The organism is Vibrio sp. RC586 (genome assembly GCF_000176715.1).
Lineage (GTDB): Bacteria > Pseudomonadota > Gammaproteobacteria > Enterobacterales > Vibrionaceae > Vibrio.
In genome coordinates this window covers 355,947-378,452 of the sequence record NZ_ADBD01000007.1, presented here as the reverse complement: position 1 = coordinate 378,452, position 22,506 = coordinate 355,947, and the positions used below count along the sequence as shown (strand labels likewise).

Below are 22,506 nucleotides of genomic sequence, written 5' to 3'. Positions count from 1 at the left end.
ATTTAGGATAGGCTGAAATTCCAAATAATGAGAATCATTATTTGGGGTAAGTGAATTATTATTAACCACGTAATGAAAAAAACGTGGTGGCTTATGCTCACAGGATTCAGTAAACAGATTGCCTCTTCCATGCTCGCGATTAGAGAGAGTATGGTTTGGTTGCTGCCTTGTTTGCTGTTGTCCTCTCTGATCTTGTTTGTGGCTAGTATTGGTGAGTTGCTTTTTGGGGGGCGAACATGGTGGATTGAAAACCTCTATCGAGCGAACGAATCGGTCAATTTAGCCTTTCCCTATCTGATGACCGCGGCTATCTCATTTGTGTTGGCCACACAGTGGCGGCTCCCTCGCCCTCCTATTGCTCTCCTCAGTATTTTCTTTTTGATCATCTCTCGCTCATGGAGTGATTCCGCAGAGTTTGTTCAAGTTTTTTATGTTGCGATGGCTATTTTAACGCCACTTTATGCCGTGCCATGTATTGCGAAGTTAAGTCGTTTCCGGTGGACGCGGATTACGTCCTCTGAGAGTGCAGGGCAGATTGTAAAAGAATCACTGAATATGGTCATCCCCGCGCTACTGACCGCTATTTTAGTGGTGGTAATTAACGGTTTTACTCTGAATTTGCTAGCTTCTATCTCGTTTGGTTCGCTAATGGATGTCAGCTATGCCAATGAACCTTATGCCTTTGGCTTGGTTTATACCTTCTGCAATTCAGCCTTGTGGTTCTTTGGGATCCATGGCTATTACGCGTTATTGCCTTTCGCTCAAATGCTGCAAGAAGGGATTAATCTTAGCTATTCGACCATGTTAGCTGGAGGGGATGTGCCATATCCGATGAATCTCTCTTTAATGGGGGCATTTGTCTTTATTGGTGGTAGTGGGTCAACATTTTCATTGGTACTTATGTTGTTACTTTTTTCTAAACAGCGCAGCTACCGTTTATTGGCTTTGGCGAGTATTCCCATTGGCTTAGTTAACGTAAATGAGCTGATGCTGTTTGGGCTACCGATCATTTTTAACTTACGCTTGCTTGGGCCTTTTATTCTGGCACCGATGATAAATGTATTGCTTTCACTGGGTGCGATACAAATGGGATGGGTAGCGGCACCGAGTGTTCCTATTCCTTTTAATAGTCCTGTTCTAATTAATGCTTGGCTTGCCACCAATGGGGATTGGTATGCCATATTGCTGCAACTCTTTAATGTTTTTGTGGGCTGTCTACTTTATGCTCCTGCCGTATTGCGCATGAATCGAGCATGGCAGGGCCCCAAAATTAACATGGCCACCATCGATACTGTGTATACCCGAATGAGGGAAGAAGCGCAGATTTTACATGAAGATCCTGTCATGCAGGCTAAACGTAAAGAGCAAGAATTGTTAGCAATGGAGCGGCGTTTGCTGACTATTCAAAATAAAGAATTTAGCTTGGAGTATCAGGTGCAAATGAATCCCACCGCCAGCGAAGTCAAAGGTTGTGAAGCGCTGTTACGCGTGGTGGATTCCGAGGGCAAAGTAGAATATCCGGGAACTTTTTTGCCTTGGCTTGAAAATGCAGGTTTGATGAAAGAGATCGATTTATGGGTATTTCGACAAGTTGTGAAAGACATTCGGCGATGGAATCAACAAGGTATCTATATGCCAGTGAGCATCAATATAACAGCCGAGACGCTAGTCGATGATGAGTATATGGACGTTATTACACGTTTAATTGAACCTTTTAGTGGTCAGATACATATTGAGTTGACTGAGCAAACTTTACTTTCAGATGAAGAGAAACTCTCTCCAATGTTGGAACAACTGCATTTATTGGGCGCGAAAGTGTTTATTGATGATTTTGGTACAGGCTATTCCTCGTTAAGTTACCTAAATCGTTTTGATATCGATGGCATTAAAATTGACCGCTCATTTGTATTGGCTCTAAATACGGAGAAAGGGCGTAAAGTCTTTGCTAGTATGCAATCCTTTGCGCAAGTACTGAATCTAGAGTTGGTGGTAGAAGGGGTTGAAACAGTCGAACAGTTGAACCAAATTGAGCGGCAGCACTCGGTTGCTGTTCAGGGCTGGTATTATGGGAAAGCGATGAAACTCGACGAGTTGATCGATTTTGTTCAAGCCACTCACCAACAATCCCACAGCCGCACTAAAACAAACCTAACTGTGGTGCAATAAGCTTGTCAAAGTGCTTTCCGATAAACGGCAAAATTGCGTCTGCGACTGGTTTTAGTTGTTTATCGATGTAGTGCTGATAATCCATCGGACTTTTTGAATAGTCTTTGGGCTCTGGTCCATTCACGGTGATCAAATATTCAATGCTGCCGCGATACTGATACTGTAGAGGCCGCCCGAGTTTGGCATTTATTTCATCCGCCATTCTGGCTGCGCGTACTTGCGGCGGCACATTCTTTTGGTACTCATGTAACCGTCGGCGTAAACGCTTTTGATACACCAATTGTTCATCCAATTGGCCTGCCAATGTCTGTTCTACGATAGTTCGAATATAGGATTCTGGATCCTGTCCGTGGAAAATCAATTGATACAGCTGATGTTGAAAACGTTGCGCGAGTGGAGTCCAGTCGGTGCGTGCGCTTTCCAAACCTTTAAAAATCAGTTGCTCATTGCCATCATCCCCTTTTAAACCCGCATAGCGCTTTTTGGATCCCGTTTCCGAACCGCGAATGGTCGGCATTAAAAAACGGCGATAGTGGGTTTCGTATTCGAGTTCAAGAATCGAAGTAAGGGCATATTCTTGCTTTAAATGCTCTGTCCACCATTGGTTGATTTCACTCACCAAAGCATTACCAATCGCGTCGGCTTCTTGCTGAGAGAATTGCCCACCGAGTGCGACAAACGTTGAATCGGTATCGCCATAAATTACTTGATAGCCGCGCGCTTCAATCAATTGCTTGGTCTGGATCATGATTTCATGGCCGCGCATGGTAATGCTCGATGCCAATCGCGCATCGAAAAAGCGGCAGCCTGATGATCCGAGCACACCATAAAACGAGTTCATGATGATTTTGATCGCTTGCGAAAAAGCCTTTTCTTGGTTGCGTTTGGCTTCATCGCGCGCTGCCCATAGCTTTTCGATCATCTCAGGCAAAAAGTGTTTGGTACGATGAAATTGACCACCGCGAAAGCCCGGAACCGCGTGATCGGCTTGTTTGCCTATCGGTAGCTTTAATCCTTCAATCAACCCAAACGGATCAATCAAAAACGAGCGAATAATCGAAGGGTAGAGGCTTTTAAAATCGAGCACGAGTACCGAGTCATACAGCCCCGGAATCGAATCCATCACATAACCGCCTGGGCTGGCAATCCAGTTTTCTGGCTGCAAATTGGGGGCGACATACCCTGCGCGATGCAATTGGGGGAGATACAGATTGGTGAATGCGGCCACGGAGCCACCAATGCGATCTAACTCGACACCCGTTAAACGTGAACGCTGGATGGCGAAATCGAGCAGATGGGTGGTGGCAAAAATCTTATTCACGAGCACGCAGTCTTGCAGGTTGTAGCGAGCTAACGAGGGCTTGTCGTGACGAAACATCTGGTTAATTTCGTCCATCCGATCATGTACGTTATGAATCGCTTTCCCTTCGCCGAGCAGCTCTTGCGAGACGGATTCCAAAGACCATGAACGAAAATGGTAAGTTGCGGTTTTTAACGTGTCGATACCATCGAGTACCACACGCCCAGGAATACTGATAAAGCCTTGCTGAGTTTGGCTCGCCGTGCGGAAGAAGCTTGGTTGCTGAGCTCGTCCAATAGTGAGTTTCAGTTTGTGGAACTCCGCGCGTTTGTGCAGCAGCCGGAAATCGAAATCCACCACACTCCAACCAATAATTACATCAGGATCAAACTGCTCAAACCATGCAATAAGCGCTTTGAGTAACTGGTATTCATCCTCGACCCATTGAATCGGCGTTTCTGCGGGCTCCGGCTGACCAACCATAATCACTCGGCTGTCCATCGGGCTATCTAAACCAATGGAGTAGAGCAGTCCTTTTTCAGAGCATTCGATGTCTAGTGATACCATGCTTAACGTTGGTAAGTAATCACCTTGACGGCATTTGGCTTGTTGAACTTGACGATAAGTATTGAACTCGGTCATTGAACCGGTAAATTCGATACTGCCTTGAATAAAGCGTTCCATCAGGTAGCGATCTGCTAAGCGTATATCGGCCTCGAAGGTTAAAATTTCTGCGTGAGCGAGTTTCTCTGCGAGTGTCTGGCTGTCACGAATCGTATTGGTATAACAAGCCGCCAGAGCTTGATCTTTAAAACTACGCAAAGAAAGAGGCGTTAATAATGGTTTTAGTGCGAGTTGGCTAGCGATAACCTCGATATTTGGGCAAGCAGACTGCTCCACGAAAAAGACTGGGTTCTCACCACGAATAATCAATTGGGTTGGGCCAGATGAGGTGGCAAGCCATAACTCAATTTGGGTTTGTCCTGCCACATCACGGGCGTGACGCGTTAATACAAACCCGGGTTCAATCTTCAATCTGGCTCACCTTTCTCGACACACCTACACTTTTGCACAAGCACATTATACTAATAGTGAAGCTGATTACATCGCGTTGTACTTCTTGTTCACAATTAGGAAGAAGAATCGGTATAACCCAATTGAAAATATGAAGTGAAATAACCGTTTTATATTCACCAAACCTTTCAATTGGTCGAGTATGATTTTCATTAACTTATTGATATTTATGTGTCGTATGTGTGGTTCGACACTTTGAAAAATAAGTGCTTGCTAAAGTGTAGGTTTCAGATCATATTCACGGGAGAAAAGTTGCCCGCCCTTTGGGGTAACTTCGCTGTAATCCACTGTCTCGGTGGGTGCAGAGCCAATAGATAAGTGTGGAGATACAAGTTTGATTAGTGTTTTCCTTGTAGATGATCACGAGCTGGTTCGCACAGGGATACGACGTATTATTGAAGACGTCCGTGGAATGAAAGTAGCAGGGGAAGCTGACAGCGGTGAAGAAGCAGTAAAATGGTGCCGTACTAATCATGCGGATGTCATTTTAATGGATATGAACATGCCGGGTATTGGTGGCTTGGAAGCAACCAAAAAGCTGTTGCGTGTTAATCCAGACATTAAAATTATTGTATTGACGGTACATACCGAAAATCCGTTCCCAACCAAAGTGATGCAAGCGGGTGCTGCAGGTTATCTCACTAAGGGCGCGGCGCCGGATGAAATGGTCAATGCGATCCGTATTGTTCACAGTGGTCAGCGTTATATTTCTCCAGAAATTGCGCAGCAAATGGCGTTAAGCCAGTTTTCGCCAGCGTCTGAAAACCCTTTTGCTGACCTCTCCGAACGCGAATTGCAGATCATGTTGATGATCACTAAAGGCCAGAAGGTGACGGACATTTCCGAACAGCTCAGTTTGAGCCCGAAAACTGTCAACAGCTACCGCTACCGTCTGTTCGCCAAGCTGAATATCAACGGTGACGTGGAATTAACCCACTTAGCTATCCGACACGGGATCTTAGATACTGAGAAGTTATAGTGTCGATACAGTTTGATTTTGCCCCCTTTCTTAAGACAGTCACTAATCAGCCTGGCGTGTACCGGATGTACAACGCTGAGGCTGAAGTGATTTATGTCGGTAAAGCCAAAGACCTCAAAAAGCGGCTAACAAGCTATTTTCGCAAGAATCTGGACAGCGAAAAAACCAAAGCTCTCGTCAGCAACATTGCCAAGATTGACGTGACGGTCACTCACACCGAAACGGAAGCGTTGATTCTTGAGCACAACTACATCAAGCAGTATCTGCCTAAGTACAATGTGCTATTGCGTGATGATAAGTCTTACCCCTATATCTTCTTAAGTGCGCACAAGCACCCGCGGTTGTCCTCACATCGTGGTACCAAAAAACGTCGCGGTGAATATTTCGGTCCTTATCCTGATTCGGGAGCGGTGCGTGAAACTCTGCATCTGATCCAGAAAATCTTCCCCATCCGCCAGTGTGAAGATACGGTATACAGCAACCGTACTCGTCCTTGCTTGATGTATCAGATTGGGCGTTGTGCCGGACCTTGTGTTAAAGGGTTGATTTCTGACCAAGGCTATCAAGAGATCGTCCAATATCTGCGTCTTTTTCTGCAAGGCAAGGACAACCAAGTGTTATCGATGTTGGTTGAAAAAATGGAGCAGGCGAGTCGTGAGCTGCGCTTTGAAGATGCCGCCAAAGCGCGTGACCAAATTCAAGCGATTCGCCGCGTACAAGAGCAGCAGTTTGTGTCGGACGACAGTTTGGAAGACCTGGATGTACTTGGCTTTGCACAAGAAATTGGCATGGCTTGCATTCATATTTTGATGATTCGTCAAGGCAAAGTGCTCGGCAGTCGTAGCCATTTCCCGAAAATTCCAAGTGACACATCGCAGGTCGAAGTGTTTGAGAGCTTTTTAAGCCAATATTATTTAAGTCACAGTGAAGCTCGCAGTATTCCGGCACGGATCATTTTGAATCGAGGATTGACCGAAGAAACCGAGGCGCTACAAACCGCGATCAGTGAACTTGCAGGGCGTAAAGTCACTTTCCATGTCAATCCAACAGGTACGCGAGGTCGTTATCTGAAACTCGCCAATACCAACGCGCTGACGGCGATCACGACTAAGATTAATCACAAGATGACCATTAGTCAGCGCTTCAAAGCCCTGCAAGAAGAGCTGGGGATGGATGCGATTACCCGCATGGAGTGTTTTGATATCTCGCATACTATGGGTGAGAGTACCATCGCTTCTTGCGTGGTCTTCAACCAAGAAGGGCCAGTGAAGCAAGAGTATCGGCGTTACAACATCACTGGCATCACCGGTGGGGATGATTACGCGGCGATGGCGCAAGTGTTGGAGCGCCGTTACAGCAAGCAGCTTGATAGCAGCAAAATTCCCGACATTATTTTTATTGATGGTGGGAAAGGGCAGCTTAATCGTGCGTACGAAATTATCTCCTCATGTTGGCAGGATTGGCCGAAGTACCCGAAGATCATCGGCATCGCCAAGGGGGTGACACGTAAACCTGGTTTAGAAACGCTGATCACCATTGATGGTGATGAGTTCCATCTACCGAGTGATGCACCTGCACTGCACTTAATTCAACACATTCGAGATGAAAGTCATAACCACGCGATTGCAGGGCATCGTGCTCAGCGTGGAAAAACACGTCGCACCAGTACGCTTGAAGGCATTGAGGGCGTAGGGCCAAAACGGCGTCAAGCTCTGCTTAAATATTTGGGTGGTATGCAGGAATTGAAACGTGCATCTGTTGAAGAAATCGCCAAAGTGCCGGGCATCAGCCACGCATTGGCAGAAAACATTTATCAAGCATTGAAACAATAAGAAAAATACAGCAACATTAACGCGCCATCGAAAAGAGCCTATACATTATGCGTTTCAACATTCCTAACCTTCTCTCCCTGCTCAGATTATTTCTGATCCCTGTTTTTGTGGTGACCTTTTATCTTCCTTTTGAATGGGCTCCCTTTGTCGCCGCGATGGTGTTCTGGGTCGCTGGATTCACCGATTGGTTAGATGGAATGTTGGCACGTAAATTAGGTCAAACCTCACGTTTTGGCGCTTTTATTGATCCGGTGGCTGATAAAGTGTTGGTGGCCACGGCGCTGATTCTGATCACCGAACACTATCACAGTATCTGGATCACCATTCCGGCGGTGACCATGATCGCTCGTGAAATCATCATTTCTGCACTGCGGGAATGGATGGCGGAAATTGGCAAACGAGCCAGTGTCGCGGTGTCTTGGGTGGGAAAAGTGAAAACCCTAACACAAATGTTTGCGCTGTGGGTGCTGATCTGGCGTTATGACGATTGGATGATTTGGCTTGGCTACATTTCTATCTATGTGGCAACAGTGCTGACCTATTGGTCAATGGTGCAATATCTGGCTGCGGCCAAAGATGATTTACTTAACGAAGAACATCATTAGAAAACGGGCGAAAGCCCGTTTTTTATCGCCGAGTGATAGGTGCGCAGAACAAAAAAGTGAAGCTTGAGATCCAGTTATCTCCATAAAAATCCGGTCTTTTTTGCTAATAAAGTGAGCAAATATCGTGTTTTTGCACGTTAAATAGGCAAACGATTAGAAAGGCAAAAAAATTGTGTTGACTCAATAACTCGAATGCGTAGAATGCATTCCCGTAGTCAGGCAGTCACCGAGACAGTGAAGGTCTGAAATTACAGAGGCGCGTTGGCAGAGTGGCCATGCAGCGGATTGCAAATCCGTGGACCTCGGTTCGACTCCGGGACGCGCCTCCATTGCGACACTAGCTCAGTTGGTAGAGCGCAACCTTGCCAAGGTTGAGGTCACGAGTTCGAACCTCGTGTGTCGCTCCAAATTAAATGATATGGCGTTAAGCGGTATCAAAAGATGGTGTCTTCCATCGCAAAGATTTTGCGTGCCCTGGTGGTGAAATCGGTAGACACAAGGGATTTAAAATCCCTCGACTTTCGAGTCGTGCCGGTTCAAGTCCGGCCCGGGGCACCATCTCCATTTCGCGACACTAGCTCAGTTGGTAGAGCGCAACCTTGCCAAGGTTGAGGTCACGAGTTCGAACCTCGTGTGTCGCTCCAAATAAAAAGCCCTGCTCATTGAGCAGGGCTTTTCTGCTTTCTAATTAATCACGACGGTGAATGGCTGGCGGAAAACGTCATCTCATTGCAAGATTTGCACACTGCGTTATTTGAGCTATCGCGCTATGCGGAATATCACTTCAAAGAAGAAGAGCAGTTGATGCGCAAGGTTGGCATCTCTGAACTTCATTTAGAACAGCATATCCAAGTGCATCGCACCTTTATCTCAGAAGTCTTCAGCATGCAGGCCTTTATCCATGAGGTTGATGATCGCTCAGCAGTACAGCTGTTAGAGTTTCTAACCCATTGGCTGGCATATCATATTCTTGGAATAGATCAGAACATGGCAAGGCAGCTTAAGGTTATCCAAACAGGACTTAGTCCCGAAGACGCTTATGTACAAGAAGAACGGGAAAAATGCGGCAACAGAGCCTTTAATTAATGCACTGAATGCGTTGTTTGACCAAGTTTCGGAGCGTAACCGTGAATTAGTTAAGCCTAATCAGACGCTAGAAGAAAAAGTCATAGAGCGAACTCAGCAGCTTTACCAAGCCAATCGGCAGTTGGAGATGCTATCGTTGACTGATTGCTTAACTTGGCTACCCAACCGCCGCAAAGCAATGCGCCAGCTTGTTTTGCATTGGTCTTTTGCTCGGAGCTCCTCGCTTGCGTTATGGTCGATGTTGATTGTTTTAAAGAGGTGAATGATACCTATGGCCATGATGTTGGGGGCAAGGTTTTAACTGCGGTAGCTCATTACTTGAATGACCATTTTCGAAGTGATGATGTGGTATGTCGTTTAGGCGGTGATGAGTTTTTAGTGATCTGCCCCAATACGGATATGAACGGTGGGCGGCAGATTGCAGAGCGGGTGCGTGCTGAGATCGAGCGGGTTATATTGCAAAGAATGGGGGTAAAAATAGAGTGAGTATGGCGCTTAAGGAGGATTAAAAGGCCGTTATAGCCTTTTTAACATCCATACATCGCAACCATTATGCTCAGTCCCTGTCATGGGGTGTGTTAAGTGCTCAAAACCAAGCTGTTGGTAGAGCTTGATTGCTTGGGTCATGCTAGAAAGTGTATCCAGATAACATTTTGTATAACCTTGCTGCATCGCAAAATTCAAACAGTGTTCGCTGAGCTCTCGCCCGACGCCATGCCCACGGCTTGCGGGGAGTAGAAACAACTTCTTCAGTTCACACAAATCTGTATGGCCAGCAAAAGGTGCAATGCCACCACCGCCGACTACCTTCCCCTCCAATAACGCAACAAAATACGCGCTACGATCTTGCTCACGATAATGCTGACTCATGGCAAGCACTTCGGCATCCGAAGGGCCAAACCCTTCACCGATGGCACCAAACTCAGCGCCAACAGTTTGGATAATCTGGCAAATAGCAGCATCAAATTCAGGTTGAATGGGGATAATTTCCAGTGTCATTGAGATTCCTTGTGATTGGTTTTATGACGACGATGGCTGTTTTTTAACACGCCCAAATGAGTTGTCAATCAATGCGCTTTGGCTAAGTGCTTTTCAAGTGCATGAATAATGCACCAATAATGCATACACGGTGGATTTCAATTTGGCTTTAATCCTGGCTTTCGGTACTATGTACAGCTATTTGAAAACCCCAAGAATCCCTTACGGTGACACTATTGGCGGTCTTGCGACTCCCAAAGAAACCTACTCGGGCTCCTAAAGGAAACTGCTGATTGGCAGACGAGGAAACGATGCAACATCTACAAGAGATTATTGCTAATGCGACCGCGGCGATTAACGCTGCAGAGTCGCTGGTCGCACTGGATGAAGTGCGTGTTCAGTATCTGGGCAAAAAAGGTGAACTGACGGTTCAACTGCAAAGCCTAGGTAAGCTACCGCCGGAAGAGCGCCGTGCTGCTGGCCAAGAAATTAACGTTGCGAAAGAAGCGGTGCAAAAAGCGCTGGCTGAGCGCAAAGATGCGCTGCAAAGCGCTGAGCTGGAAGCCAAATTAGCGGCTGAAACCATCGATGTGACTCTACCGGGTCGCCGTATCGAAAATGGTGGTTTGCACCCAGTGACCCGTACTATCGAACGTATTGAAAGCTTCTTTGGTGAGCTTGGCTTTACTGTAGAGTCTGGCCCTGAAATCGAAGATGATTTCCATAACTTCGATGCTCTGAACATTGCAGCGGATCACCCAGCGCGTACTGATCACGATACTTTCTTCTTCAATCCGAAGCTGATGTTGCGTACTCATACCTCTGGCGTGCAAATCCGTACTATGGAAGAGCGTCAGCCGCCACTGCGTTTCATCGCGCCGGGCCGTGTTTACCGTAACGACTACGACCAAACGCATACACCAATGTTCCACCAAGTGGAAGGTATGCTGGTTGATGAAAACGTTAACTTCGCTCAGCTGAAAGGCATCCTGCATGACTTCCTGTGTAACTTTTTCGAAGAAGATCTTGAAGTACGTTTCCGCCCATCTTACTTCCCGTTCACTGAGCCTTCAGCAGAAGTGGATGTAAAAGGCAAAAACGGCAAATGGCTAGAAGTGCTAGGCTGCGGTATGGTGCACCCAAATGTTCTGCGCAGCGTAGGTATTGACCCTGAGAAATACTCAGGCTTCGCGTTTGGTATGGGCGTTGAGCGTTTAACCATGCTCCGCTACGGCGTGAATGATCTGCGTGCATTCTTCGAAAACGATCTGCGTTTCCTAAAACAGTTCAAGTAATTCAGGGTCCCAAAGAGGTATATACAATGAAATTCAGCGAATCATGGCTTCGTGAGTGGGTTAACCCGGCAATTACCACTGACGAATTAACCCACCAAATTACAATGGCGGGTCTGGAAGTGGATGACGTACTGGCAGTAGCTGGTGTGTTCGACGGCGTAAAAGTGGGTCACGTGGTTGAGTGTGCTCAACACCCAGATGCCGACAAACTGCGCGTTACCAAAGTTGATGTGGGCGAAGAAGAGCTTCTGGACATCGTGTGTGGTGCAGCCAACTGTCGTCAAGGCCTGAAAGTTGCGGTTGCAACCGTAGGCGCGACGCTACCAGGCGATTTCAAGATTAAGAAAGCCAAACTGCGTGGCCAGCCTTCACACGGCATGCTTTGTTCATTCTCTGAGCTGGGCATCGATGTTGAATCGAACGGCATTATGGAATTGGCTGAAAACGCACCGATTGGTATGGATTTCCGCGATTTTCTGTCACTGAACGATGTGACTATCGATGTGGATCTGACGTCTAACCGCGCGGACTGTTTCAGCATCCGTGGTCTGGCTCGTGAAGTGGGCGTACTGAACCGCGCTGACGTGACTGCGCCTGCGGTGAATGCGATTGCTGCGACCATTAATGATACGATTGCGATTGAAGTGAAAGCGCCAGCGGCGTGTCCACGTTACCTTGGTCGTATCGTGAAGAACGTGAACGTTCAAGCGCAAACACCACTGTGGATGCAAGAAAAACTGCGTCGTTGTGGGATCCGCTCTATCGATCCGGTGGTTGATATCACTAACTTCGTGATGCTGGAACAAGGTCAGCCGATGCACGCGTTTGATCTGGCGAAGATTGAAGGCGGAATCGTGGTTCGTCTGGCTGAGCAAGATGAAAAACTGACTCTGCTTGACGGTTCAGAAGCAAAACTGAATACAGATACGCTAGTAATTGCGGATCAACAGAAAGCGCTGGCGATTGCCGGTGTGTTTGGTGGCGAACATTCTGGCGTAGGCACTGAAACCAAAGACGTATTGCTTGAGTGTGCTTTCTTCGCGCCAGACCACATTCGTGGTCGTGCACGTAGCTACGGCCTGCATACGGATTCTTCAATGCGTTTTGAACGTGGTGTGGACTATGCTCTGCAACACGCAGCGATGGAGCGCGCTACAGAGCTGTTAGTTGAGATCTGTGGTGGTGAAGTTGCACCAGTGGTAGCAGCAGAATCCGTCGCCGATTTACCAAGACCAAACCAAGTGACACTGCGTCGTACCAAACTCGACAAGCTGCTGGGTCATGCGATTCCTGATGCGGACGTGGTAGAAATTCTTGAGCGTCTGGGCATGCAAGTGGCGACTATCGCAGAAGGCTGGCAAGCGACTGCGCCAACATGGCGTTTTGATATTGCTATCGAGCAAGATTTGGTGGAAGAAGTAGGCCGCATCTACGGTTACAACAACATTCCTAACCAAGCGCCTGTGGCTGCGTTGAACATGAACCTGCATAACGAAGCGAAACTACCACTGAAGCGTGTTCGCGATCTGCTAGTTGACCGTGGTTACCATGAAGCTATTACTTACAGCTTCGTTGAGCCTGAACAGCAAAAACTGGTTGTACCGGGTGTTGATGCGCTGATCCTGCCAAACCCAATTTCTGCTGAAATGTCGGCGATGCGTTTGAGCCTGATCCAAGGTCTACTGAACACTGTAGTTCACAACCAAAAGCGTCAGCAACCTCGTGTTCGTTTGTTTGAATACGGTCTGCGCTTTATCCCTGATGCAGCAGCAGAAAACGGTATGCGCCAAGAGCCAATGTTGGCGGGTGTGATCTCTGGCGCTCGTGGTGAAGAGCACTGGAACATGGAAACCGCGACGGTTGATTTCTTCGATATGAAGGGCGATCTGGAAGCGGTTCTTGAACTGACAGCAAAAGGCAAAGCCTATAGCTTCGCAGCAACTAAGCATCCAGCACTGCATCCAGGTCAAGCTGCAGCGATTATTGTTGATGGCAAAGCGATTGGTGTGATCGGTACAGTTCACCCTGAACTCGAGCGTAAGTTTGGCCTCAATGGCCGCACTATCGTGTTCGAGATTGAGTGGAATGCGATCAATACACGCGTGATCCCAGAAGCCGCCACGATTTCTAAGTTCCCAGCAAACCGTCGTGATATCGCGTTGGTGGTTGATGGCAACATTGCTTCTGGCGAAATCGTTGAGGCATGCCGTGTTGCGGGCGGTGAGTTGCTGAAAGATGCGAAACTGTTCGATGTTTACGTGGGTAAAGGCGTTGAAGAAGGTAAGAAGAGCCTAGCTATTGCGCTGACTCTTCAATCGGTTGAACGCACTCTTGAAGAAGCGGATATCGCTGCTGCGGTAGAGGCGATTGTGCAAGCCGTATCTGCCCAGTTTGGTGCGGCTCTGCGCGACTAAGTCAGAGAACACCTCGCTTCTAGCAAGATGGTAACAGGCTCCTCGGAGCCTGTTTTTTTATCGTAACAATCTGGAACTAGGCCAACAACTCTCTGATTTCTAGATGAAACTAAGAAAAAAAATTTTGGCGTATCGAAAAAAATTATCTACGCTAAATAGTGATAAGGATCTGAAATTAATTTAGTGATAATGATGTAAATAACTAAAAATTCAGATTTTTTTCCTCTTGCTGTTCAAGAGAAAATCAGTGATTTTGGGAGAGAGATGTAAATTGTAACGTTTTGAATCGCTTAGTGAGTAATAAAAAAGTTGGCGAAAATCAGAAGGTTGGCATACACTTTCACTGTTCGGCTGTTCGGCTGTTAGGTTGTTGATTGGTCGAGCAAAAATTGCTTTGGCGCTGCCAACCAGCAGCAAGGTTTAACTTAGCTTTGAGGGAAGTTTTATGGCGCTCACAAAGGCCGAATTGGCTGAAGCCCTATTCGAAAAGCTCGGCATGAGCAAGCGGGATGCCAAGGATACGGTTGAAGTGTTTTTTGAAGAAATTCGCAAAGCACTCGAAAGTGGCGAACAGGTAAAACTCTCTGGTTTTGGTAATTTTGACCTACGAGATAAGAATCAACGTCCGGGTCGAAACCCAAAAACGGGTGAGGATATTCCTATTACCGCTCGACGTGTCGTAACGTTCCGCCCAGGGCAAAAATTAAAAGCCCGTGTCGAGAACATCAAAGTCGAAAAATAAGACCGAGCAATAGACCACGCCTATAAGCGTGGTCTTTTTGCTTTATACCCATTTCAATGAAAAAACGTAACCAGAACGTTTGGGTTGCGTCTTTACCTTTGTCCTGCTCGACGCTGCTAGGGTGGTTTTTTATGCTGCTTGAATATGTGTTGTGATGTAAGGTTGCCACGCTTGTTGATAGAGTTCTCGTGACGTTAAGCGTATCTTGGCAATTTGAGCCTGTTCCCATTCAGTTAAACTACGCTGCTCTTGGTGAGCGGTACGCTCAATATTTTGTATTTGCTCATACAGCTGATGCTCAGCACCACTTTTGACTTCAGCAATCGCGGCTAAATGAAATTGAACTTCGGCGATGATTTTGGTTTTAGGCAGTTGAACCAAAATGTTGAGATCGCGATACCCCGACTCCGCTGGATTCTTGAAGCGGTTCTTCACTTTTACTATGGTTGCTTCACGGTTCAATGTCTCGTAGGCGTTTACAAGGCTTGCCACATCATTCGCGACTATAGTAGCTCGGGCTAAATCGGTAATGCGTTCTGCTTGTCCATCTAATTCCAAAGCCACTTTTTCTAATGCACGCTGGTGAGATTTAGTTCCAGCGAAATAAGCTTGCGTTCTTGTGAGTAGGGCAGTGCTCTTACATAAGGTTTCTAATTCGATCTGGGCTTGGTGTGCTTTACTGTACAGCACATCAAAATCTTGGTAAGGCTGGGTGACGGGATAATTCTGGCTAGAGATACCGTACAAACCACTTAAGCTATGGCGAAATAGCTTAGAGCTGACTTCATTTTGTTGGGACTCTTCTCGATTATCTTCCGTTGAGCTTGAGATTAATGGAACGGCCGCCATAACTGGAGCACGGCTTAACAGCAATAGCATCAATGCTGTGGTACGTAGCAATAGACTCATTCACTCTCCTTAGCTTGCGCTGTTGGGTCAAAAAGTGGACCTAGAAGGCGTTTCCTGACAGGGCAATTAAAGTTTGTTCAATGCGTTCAATTCCGCTCACTATGATCAATGGGGTTGAGATGCATGGTTTCCAATTGCCCTCCCGCTTCCATTTGTAAGAGTTTGTTATCCATCACATATCATTGACATAAATTCAGACTGTGTATTTTAGGTGGAGTTCCGTTATGACAAGTAAACAAATGTAACGTTAGTGGCTTTAACGATGGGGCTAAAATCGTGCTACCGAAAATTGGGGAGATCCGCTACTCTTGGCGGCAGCAAATGAAAAGGAGTGAGAGATGCGAGATCCTGAGTTTTGGCATAACAAATGGGCTGCGAACCAGATTGGTTTTCATCTGGAAGATGTGAATCCGTTACTGATTCGTTTTTGGTCTGAAACAGCACCTAAACGTGATGATAAAGTGCTAGTGCCTTTGTGTGGTAAGAGTGAAGATCTAGTATGGCTTGCTAATCAGCATGACAGTGTGCAAGGCATTGAACTGAGTCAAATTGCGGTACGCTCTTTCTTTGCCGAGCATTTTTATACCCCGACGGTGACCCGACTCAACGCGCAACATGAGTTGTATCAGTTTGATGAGTTGGCGATTTTTACCGGCGATTTTTTCACGGCTCCCGTTGAATCTGTAGATTTGATTTATGATCGCGCAGCGCTAGTGGCATTACCCAAAGAAATGCGTTCAGACTACGCGCAGCGTTTGCTGCAACTGCTTAAACCGGGTGGACGGGTTCTACTGGTCAGTATGGACTACGTGCAAACTGAGCTGCCGGGGCCACCATTCTCAGTTCCTGAAGCGGAAATTCGCATGTTGTTTGCTCATTGCGAGGTTCGCAGGGTTTATCAAGATACGACTATCGATCCTCATCTGAATAAGCGAACTACAGCGGGTTTGAGCCGTTATGCGGAAGAGGTTTGGGTGATTGAGAAAGGTGAGTGACTTTTACTCCATGACCGTCACTAAGTAGAAATGAAAAAAGCGCGCTGAAATAGCGCGCTTTTTGATGGTGCTGATAACGATAGGGTGCCGAATTAGTAATGGATCTTCACTGCTTTCGCACATTCAATCGCACGATCAGTGGCTTCCTGTGTGGTTTTGCCACGGCTTAGCGCTACACCCAAACGGCGGCGACCTGCAATGTCTGGTTTTCCAAATAAACGCACTTGCGTGTGAGGAATGCTTAATGCGTCGTCCAATCCACTAAATTGAATGTTTTGAGACTGGCCTTGGCCAAGAATCGCGGCTGAGGCTGATGGCCCATATTGCACAATTTGGCCAATAGGCAGACCAGTAAACGCGCGCACATGCAGAGCGAACTCAGACAGTTCTTGGGAAATCAGCGTGACCATTCCGGTATCGTGTGGGCGAGGAGAGACTTCGTTGAAGATGACTTTATCGCCTTTCACAAACAGTTCAACGCCAAACAAGCCGTAACCACCGAGAGCATTGACGACTTGTTCTGCTACGTATTCAGCGGCTTTGATGGCATTTTCCGACATCACTTGTGGTTGCCATGATTCACGGTAGTCTCCATCTTCTTGACGATGACCGATAGGTGCACAGAAATGAACACCATCTACGGCACGTACTGTCAGCAGCGTGATCTCGTAATCAAAGTCGACAAAGCCTTCAACAATCACACGGCCTGCGCCACTGCGCCCGCCTTGCTGAGCGTACTGCCACGCGGCTTCAATTTGTTCTGGGGTGCGAATAACACTTTGTCCTTTGCCTGATGAGCTCATGACTGGTTTACAAACACAAGGTAGACCAATGGTTTCTACTGCTGCGGCAAAGCTTTCGTAGCTATCCGCGAATTGATAATGGGAAGTCGGTAGACCCAACTCTTCCGCCGCGAGTCGACGAATGCCTTCACGGTTCATCGTCAGGCGAGTCGCATTGGCGGTCGGAACCACATTCAAGCCTTGCGCTTCTAACTCGACCAATTTGCTCGTGGCAATCGCTTCAATTTCGGGTACGACAAAATGAGGTTTTTCTAAATCAATGACTTGCTGCAATGCATCGGTATCAAGCATATCAAATACATGGCTGCGATGGGCAACCTGCATGGCAGGCGCATCGGCGTAACGATCACAGGCGATCACTTCGAGGCCAAGACGTTGGCATTCAATCGCTACTTCTTTACCGAGCTCACCAGAACCAAGCAAAAGTACTCGTGTTGCGTTATCCCGAGTTGCTGTCCCAAACATAGACAATCCTTATAGTTATTCAGTCAACATTAGCAAAAAACAGCGGCCATGATACTGGAACAAAGCAGAAAAGAAAACGTTTGCTTCCCGCTGTAACCAGTCAGATTAGCTCATGTTTGGTCAAGTTGATGACAGTTTTGTGGAGAATGTCCATCATAGAGAAAGGGCGATAAAGAGCAAAATGGGTAGGCTCAATAAGCTGAAGAAATTCCCAAATAGCACCATAGCGGCAACCTGAGCCGGTTCTATGTGGTAGCGTTCGGCAAAGAGGTAGTTCATCACCGCGGGTGGCAGCATGGTAAACAGCACCATCATTTGCAGTTGTAGAGGGGGTAGGGGAATGAAAAGATAAATCACCACAAACGCACAAGCGCCAGTAAGTAAAGATTGCACCGTAGAAATGATGCCCACTTTCAGGCCCTCTAAACGCAGATTGATCATTTGCGACCCGAGTGAAAGCAGCATCACCGGAACGGCGGCTTGCCCGAGTAAAGCGGTGGCGTTGTATAAGGGTGACCAGACAGAGACTCCACTTAGATTGAGTAGTAAAGCCAGTGAGGATGCTAAAAAAACAGGAGCGCTGAGCACTGTTTTCAACACGCTGCCTTTGCTTAACATGGCAACGCCTAAGCTAATGTGCAGACACATAGAGACCACAAACAGCAACACGGCAGAGGGGAGTGCTGTTTCGCCAAAAGCATAAGTAAACAGGGGAATCGCTAAATTACCGCTGTTGCGAAACATGTGTAGCGGAGCCCATGTTTTAAATGACCATCCGCCCAAACGACACACTCCTAGCATCAATACGCCAGGCAACAATACGGCAATGAGAGCTGAGATTAGCAGGGGTGTCTGCTGTGTATCCAGCGGCATGTTGACCAGTGAAGAAAACACCAACGCAGGCACAAAGGCCTCCATATTGATGCGATTGATCGGGCGAAAATCGGGTTTGAGCCAGAGGCCAATCAGATAACCAATCAGCACCAAGCTGATGACCGGAAAAAGTATCGCAACGATTTGTTCGAACATAGCTCGCTAGAGATGCGTGTAAAAAGCGCAAATTATCAGGCTTTATTCAGAACGTCATGGTAGGTGATGGAAAAATGTGCGCACGACAGCTTTCGCAAGCGGTTTAGCAAAAGTGTTGGTACAAAAAAGTGAAGAGGCCAGCGGCCTCTTCTTTTCGATTTACAGTGAAAGATAGGAGAGCGGGATATCCGGATTAATCACTTCCAGTGTCGCTTGTGTATCGGCAAGATGGCTGATTTTACCGGTTGTACTTTCTACTAGTGCAGCGGCTTCGATTTCCTCAAACGATTCACCCATCATCATGGCTTGTGCTAAGGCCACTTGTAGCGGTGGCAAGCTTGGGTTAAATGCAGCATTTTCGGCATACGCGCCAAGGTAAACTGCACCACTGCGCATTTTCAGTGCAACCCCACTGAAGTTTTGGGTATAAGGTGAATGGCTGATGTTCATCGCACGCAGGGCTTGTTGGATCAACTCTTCATCATCGTTAGTGGTTTTACCATGATTGACTGGGCTCATCAGGCCTGAATCAATACCGAGATCGGCAGGGCCAAACGATTCGGGTAGATACTCTTGTAAGCTTTTTGCTGCACGTTTTGGAAGCTGGATTCTCAGCGAAGAGGCGGTGGTCAGCTCATTCATAAACTGGCGACAATGGCCACAAGGACTGAAGTTGATGGTAATGTCGGCAACGCCTTGTTCACCTTTCATCCAAGCATGGCTGATGGCGCATTGCTCTGCGTGAACGGTTTGACCTAATTGTGCACCAGTGAATTCCATATTTGCACCAAGATAGAGGCGACCTGAGATGCCACGTACGATGGCGCCTACATAAAATTCGGAAATAGGCGCAAAAGAGTAAGCGGCGGCAATCGGTAAAAGCGCAACGCGCAGGTCGGCATCTTCAAGTCCGGAAAGGGTCAATAATTGCTGGTACTGCTCGGCAGAGAAAGTAGCATCGAAATTGTTGGCCAGCACCAATTCGCGTAAGTAAGGGGCAAAAGAGGCGGGCATCTGTTGTAATGCTTGTTCAACACGGTTTCTCATAGTGATTCCTTTTCGTAGCATGGGATCCTATTTTAGGGAATATGAGATTTTATTTAGTGATTTAAGTCACACTAAAGGCTGCAATAATTATCAGTGTTTCATTGTTAGAGTGATGTCACACATGATATCGATTGCAGCCCGATGATATGTGATATCACTCTAAGAGTGGTTTAGTTCAGCCAGAGAGCCAACGCGAATAAGCTTGGTGCAAAAACCGAAGTAATAACGCCGCATATCACTAAAGCTAAAGAGCTAAAGGCGGCATCACGCGGATCTTTCTCGGCGCATGTTGCTGTACCGAGAGCGTGAGAAACGGTTCCCATCGTCAAGCCACGAGCAATCGGGTGGGTAATGTTGAGCAGTTTGTAGATGGGGTAAGCAAGGATTGCCCCAAAGAGGCCAACGAGTAGTACCAAAATCGCAGCGATAGCCGGTTCTCCCCCCAATTGACGGGCGACTTCCATGGCAATCGGTGTCGTTACTGATTTCCCCATTAATGCCGCGATTAAGGGGATGTCCGCTCCCATGGATACTGCAATCAAGCTGGCTGTGATCATCGACATCACACTGCCCACGCCACACGCTAAAGCGATAAGACGCCAGTTGGCACGAATTTGCGGTAATTGTTCATAGAGCGGGTAAGCCAGAGCAACCACGGCAGGTTGCAGCAAGTAACTCAGCCACTGATTATCGGCATAGTAGGTTTCAAAAGGCACTTTCAGATAGGTCAGCAACGGGATCAGTATCCCAATACTGATTAACAATGGGTTGGCTAACGGTGTTTTGCATTTTTGTGCGAGCCAACGCGCCGCGAAAAACACCAGCAGAGTGATGATCAACCACATGATTTTTTCCCCTTCTTCAGCATGCGATCCAGTATCAGTCCCAGTGTCACCATAACAATTAAGGTGCCACCGATAGCGCTGGCAAGGATCGGTGCGATGTTAGCCAGTAGCGTATCGAAGTGCACCATCAAGCCGACACTGATCGGGACGAACAGTAAAATCATGTAGCGGATAAAAAGGGTGGCGCTAGGTTTGACCCATTCGACAGGTACTAAACCGCTGGCCATCAAGCCAAATAGGATCAGTAACCCTATGATGCTGCCGGGAATGGCAATGCCTAACCAAGTTTGTAAGTTGATGCCTGCCAAGAGACAGAGAAAAATCAGTCCCATCGAGACGCAGTATTGAGCTATTTTTTTGATCATTAATGAAGTCAGCAAGTAAAAATAAACGTTAGTGAGCGAGCTTTTCAACGTAATGGTAGACGGATTTTAAAATCGCCATTTTCTTTTCGTCAGTCTGATGTTCATGAACTAAGTTTTCCAAATTGAGCATATAGCTTTCAAGGTTACGTTCAAAATAGTCACGACAATGCGCTGCCCAGCGGCGCTGCTCGGCATCGGTTAAGGTATGTGGGTAATGGCGAGCGCGGTAACGGAACAACAGTGGTTCGATACGTTTATCTGCCACTTTAATCTCAAGGCTGCCAAGATTATCCGGTGATGTGGTACGAATGATCTCCATCGCCGCACGATCGGCAGGCGAGAAGAACCCTTCATACAATTGGCTATCCACATTGTTTTCCTTGGCAAACTCGCGCTCTTGACTGAATACCGTCACCAGTTTTTCACGAATTTCTGGGTGCTGACGAATCACATTCAAATGGGCAAGACACTGTTCGCGATCAATACCAATCTTTTCAGCATTCTCTGCTGTCAGAGTCTTGGCTGGAGCAAGAATAGGGCATTTGTTGAGATGCACTAATTTCACCGGAACGGGCAGTTCATCGGGCGCTAAGTCTTCATAACGCGTATAGAGGCGTGCTTGCAACGCATCTGCATCCAAATCCAACAGCGGCTGAGGGTCTTTACCCAAATCCACCATAATCACCGCATTTTGATTGGTCGGATGCCAAGCAATCGGCACAATCCAACTGGTGTAGTGACGCTCACGTCCAAGCATACCGGAAACATGCATCAGCGGGGTTTGGTTAACGATATCAATCAGCTCAGTCAGCTTGCGTTTGTGGCGCATGTTGAAGAAATAGTCGAACAACTTAGGCTGCGCGGCTTTGATCTTTTTCGCCAATTCAATCGTGGCAATCACGTCAGCCATCGCATCGTGCGCGTTGCTGTGCTCAATGCCGTTGGCAACAGAAAGGTGTTCTAACTTAAAGCTAGTAAAGCCTTCATCATTCTCTGGCCATTCGATGCCTTCAGGGCGCAGAGCATAGCAAGCTCGGATCACATCCAGTAGATCCCAACGTGAATTGCCGTGTTGCCAGCTCCAGGCATACGGGTCGATAAAGTTGCGATAACAGGTGTAGCGTGTCACTTCATCATCAAAACGAATGCTGTTGTAGCCTAAGCTGGTGGTGTTTGGCGTGGAGAGTTCAGCGTGAATACGGGCGATAAATTCTGGCTCTGGTAAGCCTAAACTATTCGCTTTCTGTGGAGTAATTCCGGTGATCAACGCCGCTTCAGGAGCGGGTAGATAATCATTTGGTAATTGGCAGTAAATCACCAGCGGCTCACCAATGATGTTGAAATCCATATCGGTACGAACACCCGCAAACTGACTAGGGCGATCCTTCGCGGGATTCACTCCCCAAGTCTCGTAGTCGAAAAAGAAGAATGTGGGCTGGTATTCTTGCTGCATGTGGCCTTACCAAATCGCTGAAAGTTGCCGTCATTAGACCATCCTGCCCCTGACATAGCAATTGCTGCTCTTTCGGTAATCCGTTATTTGTTCAGCCTTTCAACAAAAAAGCCGATGCTTGGCA

At 47.2% G+C, this 22,506-nt stretch carries 17 protein-coding genes, 4 tRNA genes and 1 pseudogene; 13 read left to right on the top strand and 9 right to left on the bottom strand.

Features of this window, described 5'->3' with window-relative positions; translation table 11 throughout:
- Window positions 1-93: 93 nt before the first annotated feature.
- Complete coding sequence (locus VOA_RS0117485) at window positions 94-2,166, top strand: EAL domain-containing protein (RefSeq protein ID WP_232202776.1); 2,073 nt, start codon at window positions 94-96, stop codon at window positions 2,164-2,166.
- On the opposite strand, the gene VOA_RS12425 is transcribed toward VOA_RS0117485, so the two are convergent.
- Window positions 2,138-4,501, bottom strand: a complete 2,364-nt coding sequence (locus VOA_RS12425) for a DNA polymerase II (protein WP_000687812.1) — start codon at window positions 4,499-4,501, stop codon at window positions 2,138-2,140. The two genes, VOA_RS0117485 and VOA_RS12425, sit on opposite strands and share 29 nt — an antisense overlap.
- Before the next feature lie 373 nt (window positions 4,502-4,874).
- On the opposite strand from VOA_RS12425, the gene uvrY reads away from it, so the two are divergent.
- The 8 genes and pseudogenes from uvrY to VOA_RS0117480 all read left to right on the top strand — a co-directional run.
- Window positions 4,875-5,519 carry a UvrY/SirA/GacA family response regulator transcription factor gene (gene uvrY, locus VOA_RS12430; protein ID WP_001890391.1) on the top strand — a complete coding sequence of 215 codons (645 nt, stop codon included), beginning with the start codon at window positions 4,875-4,877 and terminating at the stop codon, window positions 5,517-5,519.
- Window positions 5,519-7,351 (top strand): excinuclease ABC subunit UvrC, encoded by a 1,833-nt coding sequence (gene uvrC / locus VOA_RS12435; protein ID WP_032468166.1) that lies wholly within the window; start codon window positions 5,519-5,521, stop codon window positions 7,349-7,351. Before uvrY ends, uvrC begins: the two co-directional genes overlap by 1 nt.
- 47 nt (window positions 7,352-7,398) lie before the next feature.
- Window positions 7,399-7,956, top strand: coding sequence for a CDP-diacylglycerol--glycerol-3-phosphate 3-phosphatidyltransferase (pgsA, locus tag VOA_RS12440; RefSeq protein WP_001211977.1), 558 nt, complete (start codon window positions 7,399-7,401; stop codon window positions 7,954-7,956).
- 255 nt (window positions 7,957-8,211) lie between these two features.
- Window positions 8,212-8,285, top strand: a tRNA-Cys gene (locus tag VOA_RS12445).
- A 2-nt stretch (window positions 8,286-8,287) separates the two neighbouring features.
- Window positions 8,288-8,363 (top strand) — tRNA-Gly (locus tag VOA_RS12450).
- Window positions 8,364-8,427: 64 nt separating this feature from the next.
- Window positions 8,428-8,514, top strand: a tRNA-Leu gene (locus VOA_RS12455).
- A gap of 10 nt (window positions 8,515-8,524) precedes the next feature.
- Window positions 8,525-8,600: transfer RNA gene (locus tag VOA_RS12460), tRNA-Gly, on the top strand.
- Between the two features lie 61 nt (window positions 8,601-8,661).
- A pseudogene (locus tag VOA_RS0117480) lies at window positions 8,662-9,501 on the top strand (diguanylate cyclase); the annotation flags it as partial.
- Between the two features lie 57 nt (window positions 9,502-9,558).
- Here VOA_RS0117480 and VOA_RS12465 read toward each other — a convergent pair.
- Window positions 9,559-10,041 (bottom strand): GNAT family N-acetyltransferase, encoded by a 483-nt coding sequence (locus tag VOA_RS12465; protein WP_000171366.1) that lies wholly within the window; start codon window positions 10,039-10,041, stop codon window positions 9,559-9,561.
- A gap of 290 nt (window positions 10,042-10,331) precedes the next feature.
- Here VOA_RS12465 and pheS point away from each other — a divergent pair, with 290 nt between their 5' ends.
- The 3 genes from pheS to ihfA all read left to right on the top strand — a co-directional run bounded on the left by pheS (window position 10,332) and on the right by ihfA (window position 14,471).
- The gene (gene pheS / locus VOA_RS12470) at window positions 10,332-11,315 is read left to right on the top strand and encodes a phenylalanine--tRNA ligase subunit alpha (protein ID WP_001164213.1); all 984 of its coding nucleotides are present in this window, start codon (window positions 10,332-10,334) and stop codon (window positions 11,313-11,315) included.
- 26 nt (window positions 11,316-11,341) lie between these two features.
- Window positions 11,342-13,729 carry a phenylalanine--tRNA ligase subunit beta gene (pheT, locus tag VOA_RS12475; protein ID WP_000672435.1) on the top strand — a complete coding sequence of 796 codons (2,388 nt, stop codon included), beginning with the start codon at window positions 11,342-11,344 and terminating at the stop codon, window positions 13,727-13,729.
- 445 nt (window positions 13,730-14,174) lie between these two features.
- Entirely contained in the window at window positions 14,175-14,471 is a 297-nt protein-coding gene (gene ihfA, locus VOA_RS12480; RefSeq protein WP_001229255.1) for an integration host factor subunit alpha, read from the top strand.
- Between the two features lie 129 nt (window positions 14,472-14,600).
- Here the strand turns inward: ihfA and VOA_RS12485 are convergent, their stop codons facing one another.
- Complete coding sequence (locus VOA_RS12485) at window positions 14,601-15,380, bottom strand: phosphoribosylglycinamide formyltransferase (RefSeq protein ID WP_000054949.1); 780 nt, start codon at window positions 15,378-15,380, stop codon at window positions 14,601-14,603.
- Between the two features lie 338 nt (window positions 15,381-15,718).
- On the opposite strand from VOA_RS12485, the gene VOA_RS12490 reads away from it, so the two are divergent.
- Entirely contained in the window at window positions 15,719-16,375 is a 657-nt protein-coding gene (locus tag VOA_RS12490; protein WP_001205539.1) for a thiopurine S-methyltransferase, read from the top strand.
- A 92-nt stretch (window positions 16,376-16,467) separates the two neighbouring features.
- Here VOA_RS12490 and purT read toward each other — a convergent pair whose 3' ends face one another.
- The 6 genes from purT to sbcB all read right to left on the bottom strand — a co-directional run bounded on the left by purT (window position 16,468) and on the right by sbcB (window position 22,382).
- The gene (purT, locus tag VOA_RS12495) at window positions 16,468-17,643 is read right to left on the bottom strand and encodes a phosphoribosylglycinamide formyltransferase 2 (RefSeq protein ID WP_000468092.1); all 1,176 of its coding nucleotides are present in this window, start codon (window positions 17,641-17,643) and stop codon (window positions 16,468-16,470) included.
- A gap of 153 nt (window positions 17,644-17,796) precedes the next feature.
- Window positions 17,797-18,672: an AEC family transporter gene (locus VOA_RS12500; protein ID WP_000462881.1), complete on the bottom strand. Its 876-nt coding sequence runs from the start codon at window positions 18,670-18,672 to the stop codon at window positions 17,797-17,799.
- Between the two features lie 159 nt (window positions 18,673-18,831).
- Window positions 18,832-19,719 carry a cytidine deaminase gene (gene cdd / locus VOA_RS12505; protein WP_001246052.1) on the bottom strand — a complete coding sequence of 296 codons (888 nt, stop codon included), beginning with the start codon at window positions 19,717-19,719 and terminating at the stop codon, window positions 18,832-18,834.
- A gap of 170 nt (window positions 19,720-19,889) precedes the next feature.
- Window positions 19,890-20,564: an LrgB family protein gene (locus VOA_RS12510; protein WP_000266246.1), complete on the bottom strand. Its 675-nt coding sequence runs from the start codon at window positions 20,562-20,564 to the stop codon at window positions 19,890-19,892.
- Entirely contained in the window at window positions 20,555-20,929 is a 375-nt protein-coding gene (locus tag VOA_RS12515) for a CidA/LrgA family protein (RefSeq protein WP_009355822.1), read from the bottom strand. The genes VOA_RS12510 and VOA_RS12515 overlap by 10 nt, the downstream gene beginning before the upstream one ends.
- A gap of 28 nt (window positions 20,930-20,957) precedes the next feature.
- Complete coding sequence (sbcB, locus tag VOA_RS12520) at window positions 20,958-22,382, bottom strand: exodeoxyribonuclease I (RefSeq protein WP_001183766.1); 1,425 nt, start codon at window positions 22,380-22,382, stop codon at window positions 20,958-20,960.
- Window positions 22,383-22,506: the final 124 nt, after the last annotated feature.

What these genes read in the sequence shown, in the direction of transcription:
- VOA_RS0117485 (WP_232202776.1), top strand. Translation starts at nt 94, where the DNA reads ATGCTCACAGGATTCAGTAAACAGATTGCCTCTTCCATGCTCGCGATT.
- pgsA (WP_001211977.1), top strand. Translation starts at nt 7,399, where the DNA reads ATGCGTTTCAACATTCCTAACCTTCTCTCCCTGCTCAGATTATTTCTG.
- VOA_RS12465 (WP_000171366.1), bottom strand. Translation starts at nt 10,041, where the DNA reads ATGACACTGGAAATTATCCCCATTCAACCTGAATTTGATGCTGCTATT.
- pheS (WP_001164213.1), top strand. Translation starts at nt 10,332, where the DNA reads ATGCAACATCTACAAGAGATTATTGCTAATGCGACCGCGGCGATTAAC.
- pheT (WP_000672435.1), top strand. Translation starts at nt 11,342, where the DNA reads ATGAAATTCAGCGAATCATGGCTTCGTGAGTGGGTTAACCCGGCAATT.
- ihfA (WP_001229255.1), top strand. Translation starts at nt 14,175, where the DNA reads ATGGCGCTCACAAAGGCCGAATTGGCTGAAGCCCTATTCGAAAAGCTC.
- VOA_RS12485 (WP_000054949.1), bottom strand. Translation starts at nt 15,380, where the DNA reads ATGAGTCTATTGCTACGTACCACAGCATTGATGCTATTGCTGTTAAGC.
- VOA_RS12490 (WP_001205539.1), top strand. Translation starts at nt 15,719, where the DNA reads ATGCGAGATCCTGAGTTTTGGCATAACAAATGGGCTGCGAACCAGATT.
- purT (WP_000468092.1), bottom strand. Translation starts at nt 17,643, where the DNA reads ATGTTTGGGACAGCAACTCGGGATAACGCAACACGAGTACTTTTGCTT.
- VOA_RS12500 (WP_000462881.1), bottom strand. Translation starts at nt 18,672, where the DNA reads ATGTTCGAACAAATCGTTGCGATACTTTTTCCGGTCATCAGCTTGGTG.
- cdd (WP_001246052.1), bottom strand. Translation starts at nt 19,719, where the DNA reads ATGAGAAACCGTGTTGAACAAGCATTACAACAGATGCCCGCCTCTTTT.
- VOA_RS12510 (WP_000266246.1), bottom strand. Translation starts at nt 20,564, where the DNA reads ATGTGGTTGATCATCACTCTGCTGGTGTTTTTCGCGGCGCGTTGGCTC.
- VOA_RS12515 (WP_009355822.1), bottom strand. Translation starts at nt 20,929, where the DNA reads ATGATCAAAAAAATAGCTCAATACTGCGTCTCGATGGGACTGATTTTT.
- sbcB (WP_001183766.1), bottom strand. Translation starts at nt 22,382, where the DNA reads ATGCAGCAAGAATACCAGCCCACATTCTTCTTTTTCGACTACGAGACT.